Origin of the sequence: Alcanivorax sp. HI0007 (assembly GCF_001635525.1) — a bacterium.
GTDB lineage: Bacteria > Pseudomonadota > Gammaproteobacteria > Pseudomonadales > Alcanivoracaceae > Alcanivorax.
Map to the genome: position 1 here is coordinate 1 of NZ_LWEJ01000202.1, position 22,477 is coordinate 22,477.

The 22,477-nt window shown below is 58.3% G+C and carries 22 protein-coding genes; 16 read left to right on the forward strand and 6 right to left on the reverse strand.

Features of this window, described 5'->3' with window-relative positions; all coding sequences use genetic code 11:
* Nucleotides 1–120: 120 nt before the first annotated feature.
* Nucleotides 121–1,383, reverse strand: coding sequence for an HlyC/CorC family transporter (locus A3714_RS10225; RefSeq protein WP_062816967.1), 1,263 nt, complete (start codon nt 1,381–1,383; stop codon nt 121–123).
* 433 nt (nt 1,384–1,816) lie between these two features.
* Nucleotides 1,817–2,617 (reverse strand): inner membrane protein YpjD, encoded by an 801-nt coding sequence (locus A3714_RS10230; RefSeq protein WP_063525720.1) that lies wholly within the window; start codon nt 2,615–2,617, stop codon nt 1,817–1,819.
* Nucleotides 2,618–2,823: 206 nt separating this feature from the next.
* Here A3714_RS10230 and ffh point away from each other — a divergent pair, with 206 nt between their 5' ends.
* The 5 genes from ffh (at nt 2,824) to rplS (ending at nt 6,662) form a co-directional block, all read left to right on the forward strand.
* Nucleotides 2,824–4,239: a signal recognition particle protein gene (gene ffh, locus A3714_RS10235; protein ID WP_062816969.1), complete on the forward strand. Its 1,416-nt coding sequence runs from the start codon at nt 2,824–2,826 to the stop codon at nt 4,237–4,239.
* Between the two features lie 485 nt (nt 4,240–4,724).
* Nucleotides 4,725–4,973 (forward strand): 30S ribosomal protein S16, encoded by a 249-nt coding sequence (rpsP, locus tag A3714_RS10240; protein WP_062816970.1) that lies wholly within the window; start codon nt 4,725–4,727, stop codon nt 4,971–4,973.
* Nucleotides 4,973–5,512 carry a ribosome maturation factor RimM gene (rimM, locus tag A3714_RS10245; RefSeq protein WP_062816971.1) on the forward strand — a complete coding sequence of 180 codons (540 nt, stop codon included), beginning with the start codon at nt 4,973–4,975 and terminating at the stop codon, nt 5,510–5,512. Before rpsP ends, rimM begins: the two co-directional genes overlap by 1 nt.
* Nucleotides 5,513–6,295 carry a tRNA (guanosine(37)-N1)-methyltransferase TrmD gene (trmD, locus tag A3714_RS10250; RefSeq protein WP_062816972.1) on the forward strand — a complete coding sequence of 261 codons (783 nt, stop codon included), beginning with the start codon at nt 5,513–5,515 and terminating at the stop codon, nt 6,293–6,295. It begins immediately after the preceding gene.
* 10 nt (nt 6,296–6,305) lie between these two features.
* Nucleotides 6,306–6,662, forward strand: coding sequence for a 50S ribosomal protein L19 (rplS, locus tag A3714_RS10255; protein WP_062816973.1), 357 nt, complete (start codon nt 6,306–6,308; stop codon nt 6,660–6,662).
* A gap of 169 nt (nt 6,663–6,831) precedes the next feature.
* Here rplS and A3714_RS10260 read toward each other — a convergent pair whose 3' ends face one another.
* Both A3714_RS10260 and A3714_RS10265 read right to left on the reverse strand, forming a co-directional pair.
* Entirely contained in the window at nt 6,832–7,989 is a 1,158-nt protein-coding gene (locus tag A3714_RS10260) for a diguanylate cyclase (protein WP_063508808.1), read from the reverse strand.
* Between the two features lie 55 nt (nt 7,990–8,044).
* Nucleotides 8,045–8,299, reverse strand: coding sequence for a GlsB/YeaQ/YmgE family stress response membrane protein (locus A3714_RS10265; protein WP_062816975.1), 255 nt, complete (start codon nt 8,297–8,299; stop codon nt 8,045–8,047).
* A gap of 184 nt (nt 8,300–8,483) precedes the next feature.
* Between A3714_RS10265 and xerD the strand changes: the two genes are divergently transcribed.
* The 8 genes from xerD (at nt 8,484) to A3714_RS10305 (ending at nt 17,642) form a co-directional block, all read left to right on the forward strand.
* Nucleotides 8,484–9,392: a site-specific tyrosine recombinase XerD gene (gene xerD, locus A3714_RS10270; protein ID WP_063525874.1), complete on the forward strand. Its 909-nt coding sequence runs from the start codon at nt 8,484–8,486 to the stop codon at nt 9,390–9,392.
* A 46-nt stretch (nt 9,393–9,438) separates the two neighbouring features.
* Nucleotides 9,439–10,185, forward strand: coding sequence for a DsbC family protein (locus A3714_RS10275; RefSeq protein ID WP_063510049.1), 747 nt, complete (start codon nt 9,439–9,441; stop codon nt 10,183–10,185).
* 121 nt (nt 10,186–10,306) lie between these two features.
* Nucleotides 10,307–11,497 carry an alanine transaminase gene (gene alaC, locus A3714_RS10280; RefSeq protein ID WP_062816978.1) on the forward strand — a complete coding sequence of 397 codons (1,191 nt, stop codon included), beginning with the start codon at nt 10,307–10,309 and terminating at the stop codon, nt 11,495–11,497.
* An 88-nt stretch (nt 11,498–11,585) separates the two neighbouring features.
* Nucleotides 11,586–12,887, forward strand: coding sequence for a homoserine dehydrogenase (locus A3714_RS10285; protein WP_062816979.1), 1,302 nt, complete (start codon nt 11,586–11,588; stop codon nt 12,885–12,887).
* 58 nt (nt 12,888–12,945) lie between these two features.
* On the forward strand, nt 12,946–14,028 hold the full coding sequence (gene thrC / locus A3714_RS10290) for a threonine synthase (protein ID WP_062816980.1): 1,083 nt from the start codon (nt 12,946–12,948) through the stop codon (nt 14,026–14,028).
* A gap of 450 nt (nt 14,029–14,478) precedes the next feature.
* Nucleotides 14,479–15,615 carry a hypothetical protein gene (locus tag A3714_RS10295; RefSeq protein WP_063510050.1) on the forward strand — a complete coding sequence of 379 codons (1,137 nt, stop codon included), beginning with the start codon at nt 14,479–14,481 and terminating at the stop codon, nt 15,613–15,615.
* A 165-nt stretch (nt 15,616–15,780) separates the two neighbouring features.
* Nucleotides 15,781–17,355: a BCCT family transporter gene (locus A3714_RS10300; RefSeq protein ID WP_063510051.1), complete on the forward strand. Its 1,575-nt coding sequence runs from the start codon at nt 15,781–15,783 to the stop codon at nt 17,353–17,355.
* 65 nt (nt 17,356–17,420) lie between these two features.
* Nucleotides 17,421–17,642 carry a DUF3565 domain-containing protein gene (locus tag A3714_RS10305; RefSeq protein ID WP_063525786.1) on the forward strand — a complete coding sequence of 74 codons (222 nt, stop codon included), beginning with the start codon at nt 17,421–17,423 and terminating at the stop codon, nt 17,640–17,642.
* On the opposite strand, the gene A3714_RS10310 is transcribed toward A3714_RS10305, so the two are convergent.
* Nucleotides 17,632–18,882, reverse strand: coding sequence for a serine hydrolase (locus A3714_RS10310; RefSeq protein ID WP_063510053.1), 1,251 nt, complete (start codon nt 18,880–18,882; stop codon nt 17,632–17,634). The genes A3714_RS10305 and A3714_RS10310 overlap by 11 nt on opposite strands.
* Nucleotides 18,883–19,173: 291 nt before the next feature.
* Here A3714_RS10310 and A3714_RS10315 point away from each other — a divergent pair, with 291 nt between their 5' ends.
* Both A3714_RS10315 and A3714_RS10320 read left to right on the forward strand, forming a co-directional pair.
* Nucleotides 19,174–19,494, forward strand: a complete 321-nt coding sequence (locus A3714_RS10315; protein ID WP_062816984.1) for a DUF962 domain-containing protein — start codon at nt 19,174–19,176, stop codon at nt 19,492–19,494.
* A 74-nt stretch (nt 19,495–19,568) separates the two neighbouring features.
* The gene (locus tag A3714_RS10320; protein ID WP_063510054.1) at nt 19,569–20,009 is read left to right on the forward strand and encodes a group III truncated hemoglobin; all 441 of its coding nucleotides are present in this window, start codon (nt 19,569–19,571) and stop codon (nt 20,007–20,009) included.
* Between the two features lie 241 nt (nt 20,010–20,250).
* Here the strand turns inward: A3714_RS10320 and A3714_RS10325 are convergent, their stop codons facing one another.
* Nucleotides 20,251–21,459, reverse strand: a complete 1,209-nt coding sequence (locus tag A3714_RS10325; protein ID WP_063510055.1) for a CaiB/BaiF CoA-transferase family protein — start codon at nt 21,457–21,459, stop codon at nt 20,251–20,253.
* Nucleotides 21,460–21,651: 192 nt separating this feature from the next.
* Between A3714_RS10325 and trmH the strand changes: the two genes are divergently transcribed.
* Nucleotides 21,652–22,347, forward strand: a complete 696-nt coding sequence (trmH, locus tag A3714_RS10330) for a tRNA (guanosine(18)-2'-O)-methyltransferase TrmH (RefSeq protein WP_063510056.1) — start codon at nt 21,652–21,654, stop codon at nt 22,345–22,347.
* Nucleotides 22,348–22,477: the final 130 nt, after the last annotated feature.

The window sequence follows — 22,477 nt, forward strand, 5'->3', positions numbered from 1 at the left end:
AACGTCGCGAGAGGCGGCGTCAGTTATTGAAAGCATAGAGGCCGCGCCCAAAACTTGGGCGCGGCCTCTTAGGTTTAAATCAGCAGGAAGTATGTTCGCGCAACTATTAATTATTCACTATTAACTATTAATTGCTTTCCTGGCCTTCACCGCCTTCACCATATTGTCCTTCACCTGCAGGATCTCGATCTGGTATTGATCGATCTTTATCGAGATGTTGGCATCGGGGATGTCCTGCAGGTATTCCAGAATCAGGCCATTGAGGGTCTTGGGTCCATCGGTGGGTAGTTCCCAGTCCAGGCTGCGGTTGATTTCGCGCAGGGTGGCGGAGCCATCGATGACATAGCTGTCGTCGTCCTGGGGGTGGATGTCCGGACTGCTGGCGGCCAGGTCGGTGGTGAATTCGCCGACGATCTCTTCGAGAATGTCTTCCAGGGTCACCAGGCCGAGCACATCGCCGTATTCATCCACCACGATGCCGATACGGCGTTTGGCATTCTGGAAGTTGATCAGCTGCTGGTGCAGGGAGGTACCCTCGGGGACAAAGTAGGGCTCCACTGTGTGCTGCATCAGCTCTGCCTTGTTGATGTCATCCTTGAGCAACAAGCGGCTGAGCTTGCGCAGGTGGAGCAGGCCAATCATGTTGTTCGGGTCACCGTTGAAAACCGGCAGGCGGGTGTGCTGGCTGGCGCGCAGGGTGGTGAGGATCTCGTGCATGTCATCCTCGAGATCAATACCCACCATCTCGTTGCGGGGCACCATGATGTCTTCCACGGTCACCGTTTCCAGGTCGAGGATATTGAGCAGCATCTTCTGGTGATTTTCCGGGATCAGGCCGCCGGCCTCATTGACCACGGTACGCAGCTCCTCCGGACTCAGGTGATCGTCGTCCTGGTCATGGGGACGGATGCCGCCCAGCCGCAGCAGCATCATGCTGACGCCGTTGACCATCCACACCAGGGGGGCGAGCAGTACCTGCAAGGGTTTCAGCAGCACACTGGCGGGGAAGGCCACGCGCTCGGGCTTCATGGCTGCATAGGTCTTCGGGGTAATTTCGGCAAACACCAGCATGATGATCGTGATCACCACCGGCGCCACCGCAGCCCCGCTGTCGCCCAGCCAGCGGATCGCCAGAATGGCGGCCACAGTAGCAGCGAAATTATTGACGAAATTGTTACCGATCAGGATGACGGACAAGAGCCGGTCGGTACGCTTGAGCAGCCCCTCCACCCGGGAAGCGGCCTTGTTACCCTGGCGGGCCAGATGACGCAGTCGGTAGCGGTTGATCGCCACCATGCCGGTTTCACTGCTGGAGAAGAAGGCAGAGCCAAGAATCAGGGCAATCAGGGCGCCTATCAGCCACCCGTCAGAGTAGGTATCCAAAGGAAATATCGTTTATCCGCCAATCGGCCCGCTATTGTTCGGGCTGGGGGCTGGAGGTGTCAAGCAACGCGCTTCGCTTGTTGGGGTAGGAAAGAGTGGGGAATATCATCAACCTCGCCCGCCATTTCTAAGAAGCCGCTGTAGGAACGGAGCGTAGCGGAGTAACGCATGTAGTTCCGTGCGGCCCGAAGGGTGAGCGCAGCGAATAACACCTCTTGAGGTGCGAACCGCGCTTGCGCGGAAATCGCCCGCAGGGCGATCAGGAATATCAGAGCTCGACAGGTTTCCCAGCAATGCGTTGCCACAATCAACGCCGAATCGCGCCGCGAGCGACGCTCCTACGGACAGCTTTTATAAAAACGCGGGCAAGGCACTATCCGATCAGCACGGCCCAGCCCGCGTTGCAGCTTGTGGCTTGAAGCTTGTTGCTGCCTCACCGCTTGAGAATAAATTCCAGCACCAGTTGGCTGCCGAAGAAGGCTACCAGCAGCACCGCGAAACCACCCAGCGTAAAGCGAATAGCAGTGCGCCCCCGCCAGCCGCGCAAATAGCGGCCGGTGAGCAGGATCGCGAATACCACCCAGGACACCAGCGTCAGGATGCTCTTGTGTGCCAGGTTCTGCGCGAACAGGTTGTCCACGTAAAGGAAGCCACTGAAGATCGCCACGGTAAGCAGGATCTGCCCCAGCCAGATGGCTTCGAACAGCATGGATTCCATCACCTGGATGGGTGGGAAAACCCGCATCACGCCGCGGATATGGCCGCTCTTCAACTGCCGGTCCTGCACCCAAAGCAGCACCGCCTGGCAGGCGGCAATGGCCAACACGGCGTAGGCAAGAATGGAAAACAGCACATGCACCCCCAGGCCGTGGGACAAGGGGTGGGCAATGTAGCCGGTATTGACCCACAGCATGGCCGGGATGGTCAGTGCGGCAAACGGATAGACCAGGGAGGAAATCCACTCGAACGGGCGGTAAAGACTGGAAAGCAGCACCACGATAGCGCCGGTGAAAGCCACCGTGGACGCCACCGGAAACACACCCAGTTGCAGCCCCTGGGGAGTCAGGATGATTTGCCACAGGCAGAGTCCATGGGCCAGCACGGCCAGACTCCCGGGGAGCAGCACGGAGACCCGGGAAGGGCGCTGTTGCCCGCGGTACTGCCGGTAAAGGATCAGGCAAGCAACCAGATACAGGGCAAAGGCGGCAAAACCACTGATCACGGAAAGGTTCATAGGTCGTTGTTATCCGTCGTCATTACCCGAATAAAGTGGCGGGCCGCTGAAGTCTGGCATAGGCATAACTTGACTATCAACAATCATTCTCATTTTCTGCCGGTGTCTGCCCCATGACGTTGGCGGTCAAGGAAGGCTATAATCGCGCCCCTGTCCCTGCGGTGGCGAAGGCCAGCCGCAGACACGGTGTATTTGGAGGTAACCCCATGTTCGAGAATCTCACCGACCGGTTGGGATCGTCGCTTAAAAACCTGGCAGGTCAGGGCTCACTGACCGAAGACAATATCCGCGACACCCTGCGCGAAGTGCGCAAGGCACTGCTGGAGGCCGATGTGGCTTTGCCAGTAGTGAAAGAGTTTGTCGAACAGGTGAAAGAAAAGGCCCTGGGCCAGGAAGTCCTGAAGAGCCTGAATCCCGGCCAGGCGTTTGTGAAGATCGTCAATGACGAGCTGGTCCACACCATGGGCGACGCCAATGACGCCCTTAACCTGGCCACCAAGCCGCCGGCCATTATCCTGATGGCCGGCCTGCAGGGTGCCGGTAAGACCACCTCCGTGGCCAAGCTCGCCCGTTTCCTGCAGGAGCGCGAGAAGAAGAAGGTCATGGTGGTATCCGCCGACGTGTATCGCCCGGCGGCGATCGAGCAGTTGAAAACCCTGGCGGGGGAGGTGGAGACCAACTTCTTCCCCTCCACCGGCGATCAGGACCCGGTGGATATCGCCAACGGCGCCCTGGAAGAAGCCCGTCGTCGCTACATGGATGTGTTGATCGTCGATACCGCCGGTCGACTCCATGTCGATGAAGACATGATGAGTGAGATCAAGCGCCTGCACGGGGCCATCAGCCCGGTGGAAACCCTGTTCGTGGTCGATGCCATGACCGGTCAGGATGCCGCCAATACGGCTCAGGCCTTCAATGAAGCCCTGCCGCTCACCGGTGTGATTCTGACCAAGGCGGATGGTGATTCCCGCGGTGGTGCCGCTCTCTCGGTTCGCCACCTTACCGGCAAGCCGATCAAGTTTATCGGTATGGGCGAGAAGACCGATGCCCTGGAGCCGTTCCACCCGGACCGTATCGCCAGCCGGATTCTCGGCATGGGCGACGTGCTGTCCCTGGTGGAAGAAGCCGAGCGCAAGCTGGACAAGTCCAAGGCCGAGAAAATTGCCAAGAAGTTCAAGAAAGGCAAGGCCATGGACTTCGAGGACCTCAAGGACCAGTTCCAGCAGATGCGCAACATGGGGGGCATGGCAGGTCTGCTCGACAAGCTGCCCGGTATGGGCGGCATGATGCAGGCGGCCCAGGACCCGGCGGCCATGAAGCAGATGAAACACATGGAAGCGCTGATCGACTCCATGACCCCGAAAGAGCGCCGTAACCCGGATCTGATCAAGGGGTCGCGCAAGAAGCGCATTGCCGCCGGCGCCGGCCTGGATATCCCGGCCCTCAATCGTCTGATGAAACAGCAGAAGATGATGGCCAAGATGATGAAGAAGATGCGCACCAAGGGTGGCATGAAGAACATGATGCGGGGCATGGAAGGCATGATGGGGGGCAATGGCGGCCCCGGTGGCCCTGGCGGAATGGGGGGCATGGGCGGCCCGGGCGGTATGCCGCCGATGTAAAAGCGGTAAGCTTCAAGCCGCAAGCTGCAACGCGGGCAGAGTGGGTGGTTAAGCCGCCTCTCTGCCCGCGTTGCGTTTGGGCTCAGCCGTAGGAGCGTCGCTGGCGGCGCGATGCCAAGCCTCCGGCAAAAGCAATTTCACCACAGAGGGCACAGAGCACACAGAGAGAACCCCTTGTTTTTCCTCGGTGATCTCTGTGCGCTCTGTGGTAAACCATTCTTTTTTGGCGTTGGGTGATCGCGCCGCCAGCGACGTTATTCGCTTCGCCCACCCTCCGGGCCGACCTTCGGTCGTTGTTACGCTACGCTGCGTTGCTACGGAGAGGATGGAGGGCGTGTTGCGTGGAGCTTGTTGCCCGCTGTTTCTCTCTGTATAATTCGCGCCCTTCGCGGCCTTCCCTGTGTGTCAGGGCTGGCTTTCAAGCGGATACGATGGCTTATCACGAGATAGGCCGGGAAACCGGATTGATAAAAGGTAAATGGACCATGGTAATTATTCGTCTTGCCCGTGGCGGTTCCAAGAAGCGCCCGTTCTACAGCATTGTTGTTGCCGATAGCCGTAACGCCCGTGACGGCCGTTTCATCGAGCAGCTGGGTTTCTACAACCCCATCGCCCGCGGCGGTGAAATCCCTCTCAAGCTGAACCTGGAAAGCCTGGACGCCTGGGTTGCCAAAGGCGCGCAGCTGTCTGACCGTGTCAAATCCCTGGCTAAGCAGGCCCGTAAGGAAGCCTGATGGCAGGGGGAGGGCAAGTGTCCTCTAAGCTGGAGGTGGTCGGTCGCATCCTCGGGGTGCACGGCATCCAGGGCTGGGTAAAGGTGTATTCCTATACCGATCCCATGGACAACCTCCAGCAGTATCAACCCTGGCACCTGAAACAGGGTGGCCACTGGAAGCCGGTGAAACTGACCGGCTTTCGCCCCCAGGGCAAGGGGCTTATCGCGCAGATCGAGGGAATCACCGATCGTGAAGCGGCGGCAAGCCTGGTGGGGCAAGACATCGGGGTTCCCGGTGATCTGCTTCCCACCTCCGGGGAGGGGGAGTACTACTGGCGCGACCTGATCGGCCTGCGTGTTCATCACGTGGACGGCATGGATCTGGGCAAGGTGGTACGCATGCTGGAAACCGGTGCCAACGATGTGTTGGCGGTACGCGGCGACAGCAACAGCCTGGATCGGCGCGAGCGCCTGATTCCCTGGCTGCCGGACGATGTGATCACCGAAGTGAATCTGGCCGAAGGCCGGATGACGGTGGACTGGGATCCGGAGTTTTAAATGCCTTTTTCGGTGACGCTGGTAACCCTGTTCCCGGAAATGGCAAAAGCGATTACTGACTTCGGTGTGACCCGGCGCGCGGTGGAAAACGGCCAATTGCAGCTGGACACCGTGAACCCTCGGGATTTCACCGAAGATCGTCACCGTACCGTGGACGATCGCCCCTTTGGCGGCGGCCCAGGCATGGTGATGAAGGTGGAGCCGCTGGCGAAAGCCCTGCAGGCGGCCCGCGCAGCCAATCCGGCGGCCACCGTGATCTATCTGTCCCCCCAGGGGCAGCCGCTGACCCAGGCGAAAGCTGCGGAGTTGGCGGAAAAGCCCGGTCTGGTATTACTGGCGGGGCGTTATGAGGGCGTGGACGAGCGTTTGCTCGAGGCCGAAGTGGATGAACAGATCTCCATCGGCGACTACGTGCTCAGCGGCGGCGAATTGCCGGCGCTGGTGTTGACCGATGCGGTCAGCCGACTGTTACCCGGAGTGCTGGGACACCAGGATTCCGCCGAGCAGGATTCGTTTTCCGGTGAATTCGAACACCTGCTCGATTGCCCTCACTACACCCGCCCGGAGGTGTACAACGGGCAGGCAGTACCCCCGGTACTGCTGAGCGGCAATCACGAGCTGATTCGCCGCTGGCGTCTGAAACAGGCGCTGGGACGGACCTGGCAACAGCGTCCCGACCTGCTGGAAGCCCGCCGGGCGCGGGGTTTGAGCGTTGAAGAGCAGCAGCTGCTGGACGAATACATCGCCGAGCAGTCGCCGCATACAGCAAAAACGACAGACTAGGAGCACTGCCATGAGTGGCAAGAACCTGATTATCCAGGGCATCGAAGAAGCCCAGCTGAAATCCGATCTGCCGGAATTCGGCGCCGGTGACACCGTCACCGTACAAGTGAAAGTAAAAGAAGGTAGCCGTGAGCGTCTTCAGGCGTTCCAGGGCGTTGTGATTGCACGTCGCAATCGTGGCCTGAACTCTGCCTTCACCGTTCGCAAAATCTCCCACGGTGTGGGCGTTGAGCGTGTATTCCAGCTGCACAGCCCGCTGATCGATTCCATCGAAGTGAATCGTCGTGGTGATGTAAGCCGCGCCAAGCTGTACTACCTGCGCGACCGCTCTGGCAAGTCTGCCCGGATCAAGGAAAAAATCCGCTAAGATCCTGCGCGTATCTTCTGTCGCGAGCGAATGTCGGTTTAGCCTTTGCTGTAGGGCATGCGAAATCGACCTCTGGCCAGACAGAATGCTCCACACAAAAAAGCCGCTCCCGAAAGGGCGCGGCTTTTTTGTGTCAGTCACAGAGGACAGAGGGTGCGTACGCTTCGGGTCACTGCGGCCGTGAATAGGTCACCACGCGGTCTCGCCCTTGGTGTTTTGCGGTGTACATGGCCCGGTCTGCTTCCTCAATCAGCGTATGGGCATCTATCGCAGATGCATCCCCGGTACTGCTGACACCAAAACTGGCGGTGAGCTTGATGGCTGGAGAACCGGCAATCGGCATTGTGTTGCGACGTAGCGCCTCGGCACACCGCTCGGCAACATTTTGCGCCTGGGGCAGGGTGGCCCCGGGCAGCAGCATCAGAAACTCCTCGCCCCCGTAACGCCCCAGCAGGTCATTGTCGCGAAGATTGTCCTGCAGCGTCTCGGCAACATGAATCAGAGCCTGGTCACCAATGGCATGGCCGTAACGGTCATTGATCTGTTTGAAATGGTCCACATCCATGAGCACCACAGCCAGGCTTTTGCGATTGCGCACTGGCAGGGAAAGTTGCTGGTTGAGGGTCTGTAACAAGTGCCCGCGATTGACCACACCGGTGAGAGGGTCACGTATGGAGCGGTCAAAGGTGGAGGCTTCCCGATGGCGCCAGGTAGACGTGAGTGCGGCAACCGTAAAGGAATCTTTAATGATGATCAGGCCAGCCGCCATGATTGTCATCATGTCATACCAGACCTGTGCCGGGCGGTAGTCCACGGGGGAAAGCAAGGGCCGATACAGCGTGCTATCTAGGCTGACGGCAATGGCGTAGGCGAGTATGGCGGCCATGGAGCAGGCGAAAACCAGGGTGATCTGGGGCGCGGGAAACAGCAGCAGGCCGATAAGGACGCAGCCGGTGAGGACAATGCCGGTAACCAGATTGAATGGGCCTACCAGTAACAACGAGACGATGCCGCTGAGCCCGAAAAGCAGGATGGTGAAATTGGCAAACCGGGTTTCCCCGCTCTCGGACATGGGCGTGCTGCTGCCGAACAGGGCGATGGCCAGCCACATCAGGCTGGCAATAAGACCCCACGCCAAGCCAGCCCAAAGCAGGGGGTTGTAGACGCCCTCAATAAAGACGGAAAGGGTCAGTCCTGCGGCACATCCCAGGAAGATGACCCAGTAGATGGGCTGCCCGATCCAGCAGATGAAAATGCCTTTTTCCCGGGGGCTGCCATTAATTTGCTGACCGATGAGCCGATAGAGTTCTTCTAATGGTTTTATCATGGCTGTCGCGGTTGGGTTGCGGTTTCGCGGAGAGCGAAACCGCAAGGGGGGAGATTTACGCTTTTCTGAGCATCCGGTAGAGCGCCAGCAACACCAATGCACCGACGATGGCGGTCACAAAACTGCCCAGGCTGAAATCGCCCATGGAGCCGCCGATACCGGTGATGGAGCCAAGCCAGCCGCCCACGAAGGCACCGGCCACACCAATCAGAATAGTGACGATAAAGCCACCCGGGTCCTTGCCCGGCATGATCCACTTGGCAATGATCCCGGCGATCAGACCAAACACAATCCACGATAGAATGCCCATATTTCCTCTCCTTGGTAGCTGATTGTCAGTTGTAAGGACAGACCCATTGTTGCCGCAAAAGGCGGCCGCTGTCGTTAATGTGGCGCGCTCCGGGCGTAATTTTTGGTAAAAGACAGTTCGAAGCGGCCATGCAGAATGTCGTTAACCCATTGTTTTTTATTGCTGTTTAGGGCTTTATTCAGGAATGAATCAGTTAACCGATGACCATGGGCGCCTGATCGACAGCTGGCTGGATCAGCAGTGGCTGGAAAAAGGGCTCAGTGAGCACAGCCTGGAGAGCTATCGGCGGGATATCCGCCAGTTGGCCATGTGGCTGCAGGGCCAGCATGCCAATTTGCTGCAATGCCAGCGTTACCAGTTGTTGGAATTTCTCGCGGACCGCCATCAGCAGGGAGTGGGAGCCCGTTCGGTCGCCCGACAATTGTCAGCGGTGAAGAGTTTTTACCGATGGTTGAAGCGGGAAGGGCGCATCGAAGAGGACCCGGCGCTGTTGATCGAGCGCCCCAAAACCGGCCGGCCGCTACCCAAAACCCTTACCGAAGCCGATGTGGAGGCGCTTCTGGCGGCCCCGGATGTGTCCACCCCACTGGGGTTGCGGGATCGGGCCATGCTTGAGCTTATCTACGCGACCGGGTTGCGGGTCACCGAGCTGGTTACCCTGACTCAGAGCCAGATCAATCCCCGCCAGGGACTGGTTCGTGTGATCGGCAAGGGAGACAAGGAGCGACTGGTTCCCCTTGGCGAAGAGGCACTTCATTGGCTGGCCCGGTACCTGCGTGAGGCGCGGCCTTTGCTGTTGGGGGACAATCAGGAGCTACTGTTCCCCAGCAGACGAGGCACCTGTATGACCCGCCAGACGTTCTGGCATCGTATCAAGCAAATGGCTATGGTCGCCGGGGTGGAAAAAAAACTCTCACCCCATACACTGCGTCATGCGTTTGCCACCCATCTGCTGAATCACGGGGCAGACTTGCGAGTGGTGCAGTTGTTGCTTGGCCACAGTGACTTGTCCACCACCCAGATTTATACCCATGTGGCGCAGCAGCGCTTACAGGATCTGTACCAGAAACATCACCCCCGTTCGGGAACCTGACCCGCTCGCCGGGCTCCAAGACATCAGCTGAAGGAGTAACGACAAAATGAACAAGTGGTTTTTAGTGGTACTGACGGGGCTGATGACGGCTTGCAGTGCGGATACGGGTTCCGCAGAGGCTGGCAATAATGCCGTGAATGGCGACCAGGCCAAGGCGGCTTTCGAGGAAGCCTTTGAGGGGATGAAAGTGACCGAAGTCCGTGCTGCGCCGATGGCGGGCATGGTGGAACTGGATGTGAACGGTCGTGAGAGTGTTTACATGACCGAAGATGGTCGTCACATCCTGATTGGCAAGCTGCTGGAGATCAAGGACGGCGAGGTGGTCAACCCGGCAGAAGAGCGCTTCGAGAAGGTGCGCAAAGCGGGCATCAAGGAGCTGGACCCGGCAGACATGATTACCTACGCGGCGGATGACGAGACGGCCGAGGTGTATGTGTTTACCGATATCAGCTGTGGGTTCTGCCGCAAACTCCACCGCCATATTGACGAGTACAACGCTGCGGGCGTGACCGTTCACTACCTGGCCTTCCCCCGTGGCGGTGCGACCACCGAAGCCGCAGCGGCCATGCGCCATATCTGGTGCGCGGAGGATCGGGCCCAGGCACTCACCGATGCCAAGCTGAACAACGAAGTGATCCAGGCTGAGCTGAGCGACTGCGCCAAACCGGTGGATGAGCAGTATCAGCTGGGTAATACCTTCGGCGTCCGTGGCACCCCGGCCATCTATTCCACCGAAGGCGAGCAACTGGGGGGCTATGTGACCCCGGAACAGCTTCTCCAGCGACTCAACTAACGGGCTGGACCCCGCGTAATCCGGCGCTTTCGGCCCGGGAATACAGCGTGAATACATTGACGGCGCAGAGATGCGCCGTTAATGTGTCCGCCTTCATTTTTCCCTCACCCAAGGTGCTGTCGTGGAAACAGATTTCCAGCGCATTCGTCGTCTGCCGCCCTATGTCTTCAATATCGTTGGTGATTTGAAGAAAGCAGCGCGAGCGCGGGGTGAGGATATTATTGATTTCGGCATGGGCAATCCGGACCAGCCCACCCCGAAGCACATCATCGACAAGCTCACCGAAACGGTGCAACGCGGGGATACTCACCGCTATTCCCAGTCCCGCGGTATTCCGCGCCTGCGCAAGGCCATTGCCGACTGGTATCAGCGCCGCTATGCGGTGGACCTGGATCCGGAATCTGAAGCCATCGTTACCATCGGCTCCAAGGAAGGTCTGGCGCATCTGGCGCTGGCTACCATGGGGCCAGGGGATACGGTACTGGTGCCCAACCCCAGTTATCCGATCCATCCCTACGGTTTCGTGATCTCCAACGCGGATATCCGCCACGTGCCCATGGTGAAAGGGGTGGATTTCTTTGTGGAGCTGGAGCGGGCGATCAAGGAATCCTGGCCCAAGCCGAAGATGCTGGTGCTCAATTTCCCCGGCAACCCCACCGGCCAGTGTGTGGATCTGGCGTTTTTCGAGAAGGTGGTGGCCATCGCCCGTGAGCACCAGATCTGGGTGGTTCATGATCTGGCCTATGCGGATATCGTCTTTGATGGCTACAAGGCCCCGTCCATTCTGGAAGTGGAAGGGGCGAAAGAGGTGGCCGTGGAGTTCTTCTCCCTGTCCAAGAGCTATAACATGCCCGGCTGGCGAGTGGGGTTCTGTTGCGGCAACAAGGAACTGATCCACGCCCTGGCACGGATCAAGTCCTATCTGGACTACGGCACTTTCACGCCGATTCAGGTGGCCGCCATCGCCGCCCTGGAAGGGGACCAGAGCTGTGTGGCCGACATCTGCGAGATGTACCGCAAGCGCCGGGACGTGCTGGTGGATGGGCTGGCGGAGATCGGCTGGCAGGTAGAAAGGCCCCGTGCCACCATGTTCGTCTGGGCAGAAATCCCCGAGGCGTATCGTGACATGGGGTCGCTGGAATTCTCCAAAAAACTGCTTGTCGATGCTGGCGTTGCTGTCTCTCCGGGCATTGGCTTCGGCGACTATGGCGACGATCATGTCCGTTTCGGGCTGATCGAGAACGAACAACGTACCCGGCAGGCCATCCGCGGCATCAAGAAGATGTTTCGCCAGGACGGTTTGCTGGGCTGAGAAATGCTCTTGCGGCACTAGGCCGCGGGCGTCGGGAAAAGCCGTTGCTGGGCTTTTGTCACCCTGATAAATGAAACGAGGATAGGCTGTGGATTCGGTGAAGGTGGGTATTGCTGGTCTGGGCACTGTGGGCTCAGGCACCGTCAACGTTCTCAAACGCAATGCGGGGGATATTGCCCGCCGTGTGGGACGTCCGATCGAAATTACCCACATCGGTGCGCGTCGGGACAACCCCGCCTGCGACACCCAGGGTATTCGCCTGTCCCGGGATATCTTCGCCGTGGCCACCGATCCGGATATCGATATCCTGGTGGAGCTGATCGGCGGCATCGATACCGCCCGTGAGTTGGTGCTCACCGCCATCAAGAACGGCAAGCATATTGTGACCGCCAACAAGGCACTGATCGCCGAACATGGCAATGAAATTTTCCAGGCGGCCCAGGATAACGGCGTGGATGTGGCCTTCGAGGCTTCCGTCGCCGGGGGGATCCCCATCCTCAAGTCCCTGGGCGAAGGGCTGGCCGCCAACCATATCAACTGGCTGGCGGGTATCATCAACGGCACCGGCAACTTCATTCTCACCGAGATGGAAGAGGGCGGTCGTGACTTCAATGATGTGCTGGCCGAAGCCCAGCAGCTGGGTTATGCGGAAGCGGACCCGACCTTCGATGTGGAAGGCATTGATGCGGCCCACAAGCTGACCATCCTGGCATCCATTGCGTTCGGGATTCCGCTGCAGTTCTCCCAGGTCTACACCGAAGGGATCAGCCGCATTACCACCGAGGACGTGGCCAGCGCGGCGCACTTCGGTTATCGCATCAAGCATCTCGGCATCGCCAAGGACACCGGCAAGGGGATTGAACTGCGTGTGCATCCGACCCTGGTGCCCAAGGAAACCATGCTGTCCGCGGTCAATGGCGTCATGAATGCGGTGATGATCCACGGCGATGCCGTGGGTCCGACCATGTTCTACGGCGCCGGTGCCGGCGCTGAGCCCACCGCGTCTGCGGTGGTGGCGGACATCATCGAACTGGGCCGCGCCCTGACCGTGGATCATGACGAACGAGTACCGTATCTGGGCTTCCATACGGACCACATGTCCGATGAGCCGATCCTCACCATCGACGATGTGACCTGCTGTTTCTACCTGCGCCTGCACGTGCAGGACAAGAAAGGGGTGCTGGCCGATGTGACCCGTATCCTCAGTGACAACAATGTCAGCATTGATGCCATGGTGCAGCGGGAAGTGGATCAGGGGCTGGTACCCATCGTGATGATGACTCACGAAGTGCGCGAGGGAGACATGAATCTGGCGTTGGCCAAGATCGGTGCCCTGGACACCGTGGATAGCGATATAATGCGCATCAGAGTGGAAACTCTGGACGCCTGAAATACCGGGTCCGACGTTTGACGTCAGACTTCAGACGCTTTTTAAGAGAGATTTGAACATGCCTTTTCGTGACCGTTACACCGGCCTGATCAACCGCTACCGTGACCACCTGCCGGTGAATGATGACACGCCCATTATCAGCCTGGGGGAGGGCAATACGCCCCTGATCCGTCTGAAGAATATTCCCCGAATGCTGGGCAAGGACGTGGATATCTACGTCAAGTATGAGGGCCTCAACCCCACCGGTTCCTTCAAGGATCGGGGCATGACCATGGCGGTGACCAAGGCCGTGGAAGAGGGCAGCACAGCCATTATCTGTGCGTCCACCGGCAATACGTCTGCAGCAGCGGCGGCCTACGCGGCCCGTGCCGGCATTACCGCTTTCGTGCTGATTCCGGAAGGCAAGATTGCCATGGGCAAGCTGGCCCAGGCGATGATGTATGGCGCAGTGATCATGCAGATTCGCGGTAATTTCGACCAGGGCATGGAACTGGTCAAACAGGTTGCCGAGAAGGCGCCGGTAACCATCGTGAATTCCGTTAATCCCTATCGTCTCCAGGGCCAGAAGTCCGCGGCTTTCGAGATTGTCGAAGAGCTGGGTCGCGCTCCGGATTTCCACTGCCTGCCGGTGGGCAATGCGGGCAACATTTCCGCCCACTGGATGGGTTACAGCGAATACAAGAAAGCCGGCGTGGTGAACAGCGCCCCGAAGATGGTCGGCTACCAGGCTGAAGGGGCAGCCCCGTTCATGCGCGGCGGACCGGTGAAAGAACCGGAAACCGTTGCCACGGCGATTCGTATCGGTAACCCGCAGTCCTGGGACAAGGCCTGGGCCCTGCAGGAAGAATCCGGCGGCTGGTTCGACGAGCTGAGCGACCAGGAAATCCTGGCGGCGCAGAAGCTGCTGGCCGAAAAGGAAGGCATTTTCTGTGAGCCGGCGTCTGCGGCATCTCTGGGTGGCGCCATGCGCGATATCAAGGCCGGAAAAATTCCCGAAGGCTCCACCATTGTCTGCACCCTGACAGGCAATGGTCTCAAAGATCCTGATACGGCCATCGCCCAGTGCCAGGACAGCCGCATGGTCACCATCGATGCAGATCTGGACGCAGTGAAAGGTGCCATCCTCTCCAATATGTCCTGATCTGCAACAACGCTCGACCCAAAAACGGAGCGCATGGCGCTCCGTTTTTTTTTAATTTTTGCTGTGATTTTTTTCATGCCCCGGCTACTTACCGGTATTTAAGTGCGGCTTTTGTGAACAGGGCTGCAACCAATAAACCGGGAATTTTGCATTTGTTTTGGCGATTGCGAGAAACAATCTGGCAAGAATATGTTAGGGTGCGCTTTCTTGTCGGGAAGCAAGGGAACCACGACTCCGTGTCGAGATTATTGAAACCACCTACCTGTATATTGTCTTTTCCGGGCTGATTTTTTGCCTGTTCTATAGCCCTTTGCGGCTATTCCTCTCCTTGTATTGTCATCGTTTTAGTTCGAAGTTTTTGTGTCTGCACACAATCGGGTATCACCCGGTGATTTGACTTTGCTTGGTCAATATTTAGTCTGTAAAGAAAATCAGAGAAGGGAGCGTTAAATGAATAAGCGTGCTTTTGCAAAGCGCACTGGCTACCTGAGCTGTCTGCTTGCTGCGTCCATTCCACTCAATGCCCATGCGGGGGCCGAGCTCAGCGCTGGTGTCTGGTGGGTTTATCAATATGTCACGGACTCCGATTTTTCCGGTCCATCGTCCGCCTTTGATGAAGATCTGGATAACACCACCGGGGGTAACTTCGCGGATCCTGCCCTGATTCTCTATGCCAATGACGATGGCTCCCATGGGCCCTGGCGCTTCAGTGCAGAAGGCCGCATTGGCACCGGCGGTTTCACCGATCCGGCCAACAACAACTCCGGTGATACCTTCACCATGCACAAGGCATGGATTGGTTACGAGTTTGACGACGAAACCTTGCTCACAGTGGGGAAAAGCCAGGTTCCTTTCGGCTGGAAAACCGTCAACTTCTGGCCCGGTGAAGGGGTGTTGGGGGGTTACGGCGATCAGATGGATGTGGGCTTCAAGCTCAGCTCTTCACTGAATGCCTTCAGCTACGATGTGGCCTACTACCACCAGGATGACTGGGGTGAAACCAGTACCGATACCGTGGATGACAACGGTCACTGGGGTAGCGCCACGTCCTACCGCAAAATCAAGACCGGTGTGGTCAATGGTGACTGGAATTTCATGGATGGCCACACCGTAGGGCTCTCCTACCAGAAAGGGCGTTTGCAGGACCTGACTGCGGCTGAGGCCAAAGCACGGGATGATGAGGGTGATCATGAAGCGCTGAATCTGCACTACACCTTCACCATGAATGACTTCACAGCCCGTTATCAGTTCATCGATACCATGCGCGATTTCGGCGGCATGGATGCCTTTCTGGCGGGCGTAGCTGCCCCAGCCGATGAAGAAGTGGAAACCCAGGTGCACATGGCTCAGCTGATTTACAACCAGAATCGCTGGAGCTATTACCTGGACGCGGGTGTGGCAAGCACCGATACCCGCGGCAACAACGCCGACGATGTGGAGTTCTACGCACCCGGTGTCAGCTACAAGTACGGCCCGGGTTGGCTGTATCTGGAATATCTGTGGTCTGATGGGGATGTAGATCGTAATGGCGACATTTACGAAGCGGATTTCCGCGCCGTCTACGCCTCGTTTGATTTTTATTTCTGATTGCCGGTAGCGGCCCTGCGGGGCCGCCTACTCGGGTTCAGATGATGAAGTGCCTTTTGAGGAGTGCATGTTTCGGGGAAGCAACCCTGACATCGTCCGGACCGACTGGCTGTGAGTTGCGGCATTCACTGCGCACCCTGAAGCAAGACGGAATACGGAGCTAACATGAGTATTGATTACGAGACCGACTATGATGTCGGCCAGGATAATGTGCAGGTCCTGGGGATGGATCTGCACAATCCTGTTTTCTTTATCAGTGCCGTACTGGTGATTGCCTTTGTTGTCGGCACCCTGGCATTCCCGGAGAGTGCCAACGGCATGCTTAATGGCGCCAAGGCGTGGGCCATCGAACATTTCGACTGGTTGTTCATGGTCAGTGGCAATATCTTTGTCTTGTTCTGTATTGCCATAGCCGTGATGCCCACCGGCAAAATTCGCCTGGGTGGCCAGAAAGCCAAACCGGAATTTTCCACCCTTTCCTGGTTCGCCATGTTGTTTGCGGCGGGTATGGGTATCGGTTTGATGTTCTGGAGTGTGGCAGAGCCTGTGGCCTATTATACGGATTGGTACGGAACGCCGCTGAGTGTGGCGCCCAATACGGAAGAGGCCAGGCACTTGGCCATGGGCGCAACCATGTATCACTGGGGTCTCCATCCGTGGTCCATCTATGCGGTGGTAGCCCTGTCCCTGGCATTCTTTGCCTATAACAAGGGAATGCCGCTGACTATCCGCTCCGCCTTCTATCCTCTTTTGGGGGAGCGCTGCTGGGGCTGGCCAGGTCATATCATTGATACGCTTGCGGTCGTTGCCACCATTTTTGGTCTGGCCACGTCCCTCGGCTTGGGCGCACAGCAGGCTTCGGGGGGCTTGCACTTCCTGTTCGATACGCCCAATGCGATCAATATGCAGCTGGCGGTCATCTTCGGCGTGACGTCAATTGCAGTGATATCCGTGATGCGGGGTCTTGATGGCGGCGTCAAACTACTCAGTAACATCAACATGACGTTGGCGCTTTTCCTGCTGTTCTTCGTGATTGTTGCAGGCCCAACGATGCTTATCATTACCGGGTTTGGCACAACAGCAGTGGATTACCTGTCCAATATCATTCCGCTGAGTAACTGGGTTGGCCGTGAAGATGACACCTGGTTTCATGGTTGGACCGTGTTCTACTGGGCCTGGTGGATTTCCTGGTCACCTTTCGTCGGTATGTTCATTGCGCGTATTTCCAAAGGCCGTACCGTAAGAGAGTTCGTCACCGCTGTACTGTTGGTGCCGACGGTCATCACCATTATCTGGATGTCCACGTTTGGTGGCACGGGTCTGGATCAGGCAGTGAATGGCGTGGGCGAACTGGCCAATGGCATTGGTGATGTGTCCCTGGCATTTTTCCAGATGCTGGAGAACTTGCCGTGGTCCGGCATCATTTCCTTCCTGGCAATCACGTTGGTGCTGGTCTTCTTTGTGACCTCTTCGGATTCTGGTTCATTGGTGATTGACTCCATTACGGCTGGTGGCAAGCTGGATGCACCCGTGCCTCAGCGGGTATTTTGGGCCGTGATGGAAGGTGTTATTGCCGGTGCACTGCTTTACGGCGGTGGCAAGGAAGCGCTGAAAGCCTTGCAGTCAGGCTCTGTGGCGACGGGGTTGCCGTTCACGTTTGTGCTATTGCTGATGTGCGTCAGCCTGTACATGGGGCTCTCCGCAGAGAGTAAGCGGCTGAAGTCTCTCAAGGCGGCTTGATTGCCCCAGCAAACCACAAGAAAAGAAAAATGCCCGCATCAGCGGGCATTTTTTTGGGTGAGATAATGAGCAAGCCAGTCACAGTGACCGCTTTTATTCAGGATGAATCTCAGGACTGGGTAATGGTCCTGTCATGCGGTCATCGCCAGCATGTTCGCCATCAGCCTCCGTTTATGAACCGTCCCTGGGTCACCAGTGAGGCCGGGCGAGCCAGGCATCTGGGTACGGTTGTCACCTGTACCCAGTGCCAGCGGGGTATGCCGATTCCCGAGTCCTTCAGGCAGTGACGGGTGAATTGCCCTCGCGCAGACGGGTATGGCGGTTGATGGTGTGCTGCAGGCCAAAGAGGGCGGGAAGGTGTGGACCGACCACGCCCTTGCCAGTGGTCAACAGTGCACCACTCAGTGCCCGCTGGGGATCCGCCCAGCAATAGATGCTGATAAAGCCAAGGTGACCGAAGGCGCGGGGAGCGCCCGGGCCGAACATACCCATGCCCCGATTTCCCAGCATGAAGCCGCTGGAGAAATTCAGGGGGAGAAACAGGCTGCGATCGAAGCGCGGGCGGTGATAGGCCGGCTGCAGAGCGCGAGCCACGGTTTCCGGTTTGAATATTTGCTGACCTTCGTAATACCCGTCATTGAGAAGCATCTGAAAAAATCGACTGGCTTCTTCGGCGGTGGCATAGAGGTTACCTGCCGGCACGATGATGCCCTGAAAGCGGTCATCATTGGTGACTTCCACTACCTCATCGATGCTGCCTCCCACCGCATAGGTCAGAAACAAATCCACCAGTTTCATGGGCACGCCAGTGGATACATCCCGAGCACGTTCCGGGCCGGTCTGACCAAAGGTAAAGTATTTCATGCCCATGGGCTGGCGAATTACCCGATCCAGGGTGGCATTAAGATCCTCGCCGGTAACCGCCTCGACAATGGCGCCGAGGATAAAGCCGGCGGTAATGGCATGGTAGGCCTGATTGTTGAGACCAGAAGGTTTGGCCGCACACAGCAGATCGATGATTTCCTGGGGGCGGTAAAGAATGTCCGGTTCCACCTGGGCAGGGGGGCGGGGGATACCGGCCTGATGGGTCAGTAAGTGGCGGATGGTTGTGCGCCCCTTGCCGTTCTGCCCATATTTGGGCAGGTAGCGAGTGACGGGGTCGTCCAGGTCCAGCTGCCCGGTTTCCACCAGATGATGGACCATCATGGCGGCCACCACCTTGGAAGCGGAAAACAGGCAGACCGGGGTGTCCGGGGTCATGATTCGCTGGCTCTCCGGGTCGGCATAGCCGATGCTGCGGTCCAGCATGATTTCCCCATGGCGTCGCAGGCACAGGCTGATGGCCGGGCTCATACCACCCCGGTAGAGTTTGCGAGTGGCCCGCCAGATGGCTTCTACCTGCTCGGATCCCATGCCGGTTTTCTCCGGCAGGGCTTCCTGTCCCTGGCGGATCAGGCCATCCAGGCTGCGGGGAATAGGGGTGCCGTGGGCGCTGAGCATTCGGTTGATGCGGGGACGTAAAGCCATAAGGATCTCGAATAACAGGTCGTGTCGGGCCCGAAATGACGGGATATATGTCGACGTGATGTTTATTGTGAAAGGACGACATTGTCCACGTGGCAGGCGGTCCTGCAATGGCCACCCGTGCCATCCTCATGGCGCCAGATCACAATGTTTTGGCCGTGCGGGCAGAGGTCACTGCGGTACAATGGCGGTGAGCCGCAGGGGCTAGCCGCAGGTTACAAGATTTTGTCCCATGATCCTTGCAGGATTAAGGGCGTGATACCCAGAATAACAGAAGCATTTTCAGGAGGTTACGTGAATACCATCAAGCAGTCCGATTTTCAGAGTTTCGCTGAATTTTACCCCTATTACCTGCAGGAGCATGGTAACCCCACTTGCCGCCGGTTACATGTGGTCGGCACCACGCTATTGCTGGTGTTGCTGGCGGCCATCGTTGTCGGCGCCCTGAGTGCCTGGTGGCTGTTTGCCCTGCCAGTGGTGGGTTATGGCTTTGCCTGGGTGGGGCATTACTTTTTCGAGAAAAATCGCCCGGCTACCTTCAAGCACCCCTGGTACAGCCTGATGGGTGACTTTGTCATGTACAAGGACATCCTCACCCGTCGTATCGACTGGTAAGGCATCCCATCACGCTCCCGGCCTGATGCTTCAGCGCGGCAGGTGCCGGGAACCCATGAGCCAAAAATATTGCAATGACCGTTGTTCAGCACTTTCAACCCGGCACTTCCCCGCAGCAAGACAGCGCGCTGGCCGATCTGGATTGTCGGGAGAATATCGATGCCATGGTCCATGGCTTTTATCGCCGGTTGCTGGATGATCCGGTGATGGCGCCCATGTTCCTGGATGTGGCTGCCATTGATCTGCAGCAGCATCTGCCCATCATCTGCCAGTACTGGTACAAGATGCTGCTGGGGGAGCGGGAATACCGGCGTCACATGATGGCCAAGCACCGGGCCCTGGATGACAAGCAGTCCCTGACCGGCGAGCATCATGAACGCTGGCTGCAGCATTTCATGAATAATCTCGACGGCCGTTTCGCCGGCCCCTATACCGACCGGGCGCGGCATATTGCCTTTCGGGTGATGGATAATCTGTATGCGCAGTTGAGCAAAAGGCGTGAGTTGAAAGTTTAACGTTCAAAGTTGAAACGCGGTTGATGTTCGTTGCCAAACGGAGAGCAGGGTGGCCGCGTTTCTCTGCAGGAAGAGATCTTCTACTAAGCTACTTTGGGAGCGCCGCTTGAGGCGCGAACAGCCACGGGGGGTAATTCGCGCCTCAAGTGGCGCTCCTACATCCGTGTTTCCTGAAAGCGTTCGCCCTTGTTGTCAGGGAAGGCCATCACCGCGTTTAAACTTTGAACTTTCAACTGCTCTCCTACCCGATCACCCCGTCCGCCTTCAACGCCGCAAACTCCTCGTCGCTCAGCCCCAACTCCTCACGCAATACCGCCTCATTATGACTGCCGACTTCGCCGCCCGGCCAGCGGGTTTCCCCGGGGGTGTCGGTCAGGCGCGGAGTGATGGCGGGGACCTTGAGAGGTTTACCGTTGATTTCCACCTGCTGGAACAGGCCCCTGGCCTGGAAGTGGGGATCGTTGAACATATCGGAAACCGAGTAGATGGGACCTGCCGGGACCCGGGCTTCCTCCAGCAGAGTCAGGACTTGCTCGCTGGGCAGGCTGCGACACCAGCTATCAAGAGCACTATCAATCTCAGCCTCGTGTTCCACCCGTCCGGCGTTGCTGGCCATGGCCGGATTGTCTGCCATGTCCGGTCGGCCGGCGGTGGTCATTAGCCGTTTAAAGATGGAATCGCCATTGCCACCAATCACCACAAACTTGCCATCCGCGCAGCGGTAGGTATTGGTGGGCACGATACCGGTGACGGTGGAGCCTGCCGGTTCGCGGATGACCCCGGCACCATCAAATTCCGGGATCACGCCCTCCAGCAGGTTGAAGACGGATTCATACAGGGCCACGTCCACCACCTGGCCCTTGTCGCTTTGCTGCCGTTCAAACAGAGCCAGCAGAATCCCCAGGGCCGCGTGCAGGCCGGCAATGGTGTCGCCCAGGGAGAGATTGGGGCGCACCGGGCGCTCGCCGGGAAAACCATTGACATATCGCAGGCCGCCAATGCCCTCACACACCGAGGCATAGCCGGGCTTGCTGGCGTAGGGTCCGGTCTGGCCGTAGCCGGAAATGCGCGTGTAGATAAGCCCCGGGTTGTCATCGGCAAAGCTGTCCGGGCCCAGGCCCCAGTTTTCCATGGTGCCGGGGCGGAAGTTCTCGATCACCACATCCGCGCTGCTCATCAGCTTGCGCACCAGTCCCTTGCCCTGCTCGGACTTCAGATCCAGGGTCACGGATTTCTTGTTGCGCCCCAGGCTGCGCCACCAGTACGAGGTACCGTCCTCGTCCAGCTTGCGCCAGCCACGAATGGGGTCACCGCCAGGGGGTTCCACCTTCACCACATCGGCACCGAAATAGGCCAGCAGGGTGCCGGTAAAAGGGCCAGCCAGCAGCTGGCCCAGCTCGATAACACGGACACCGTCCAGGGGCAGGCGGCGGGATGGAGTCTCGGGCATGGAACCTCCGAAGATTGCGGTTTTCTGGAGCATAAGCCTAGCGGATTGAAAGCCCCGTGGTAGTGTCCAAAATGCTCGCAACGAATGATTTAAGGTCAGTCTCGGCAAGCGTTAAGGCATGGGGCTCGGGCGCCGGATTTTGCCTGCTCGCCCGCAGCCTATACAATCCGCGGCCAGCCACGAGGAAAGCCCATGACCCCGGAACGCTATCGCCGTATTTGCGACACCCTGGACCGTCGCCAGCCTGATCTCACCGTGATCATGGATGGCGTCCACAAACCCCATAATATTGCTGCCATTGTGCGCACCTGCGATGCGGTGGGGATTCTTGATGTGCACGCGATCTTGCCCAATAACCGGGCGCGGATGGCTGCTGGCACTGCCATGGGCTCCCAGCGCTGGGTAAAGGTGCACAAGCGGGACGAAAGCGGCAGTGTGATTCGTGAATTGCAGGGTCAGGGGGTGCAGGTGTTGGCGGCGCATCTATCCGATACCGCCGTCCCGTATCGCGAGGTGGATTTCACCCGGCCCACGGCGTTGTTGCTGGGCACGGAAAAGTTTGGCGTCAGCGATGAGGCGGCGGCGGCGGTGGATCAGCATGTGATCATTCCGATGATGGGCATGGTGGAATCCTTCAACGTGAGTGTGGCAGCAGCCATTATTCTGGCGGAAGCCTGCGAGCAGCGCCGGGCGAAAGGGTTCTATGATCAGCCTCGCATTGATCCGGCCCGCTACCACGAGCTGCTGTTCCGCTGGGGGCATGAAAAAATTGCCCGCCTTTGCGATGCCGAGGGCATTGCCTACCCGGAGCTGGATGACGAGGGGCAGGTGAAAGATAGTGCCGCACTTTCCGCGCTGCTCAAGAAGAAGGATCAGGACTGTCATTGATAACGACGCGATCAACGTCGTGAATGGACCGGAAACCCCAAGGCCGCGCGCAATATCCTGGCGCGGCCCTTGGGTGTGGGCAAGGAGGAGAGATTCCGTGCGTTATCCATTTTCAATGAAATCCGCGCGC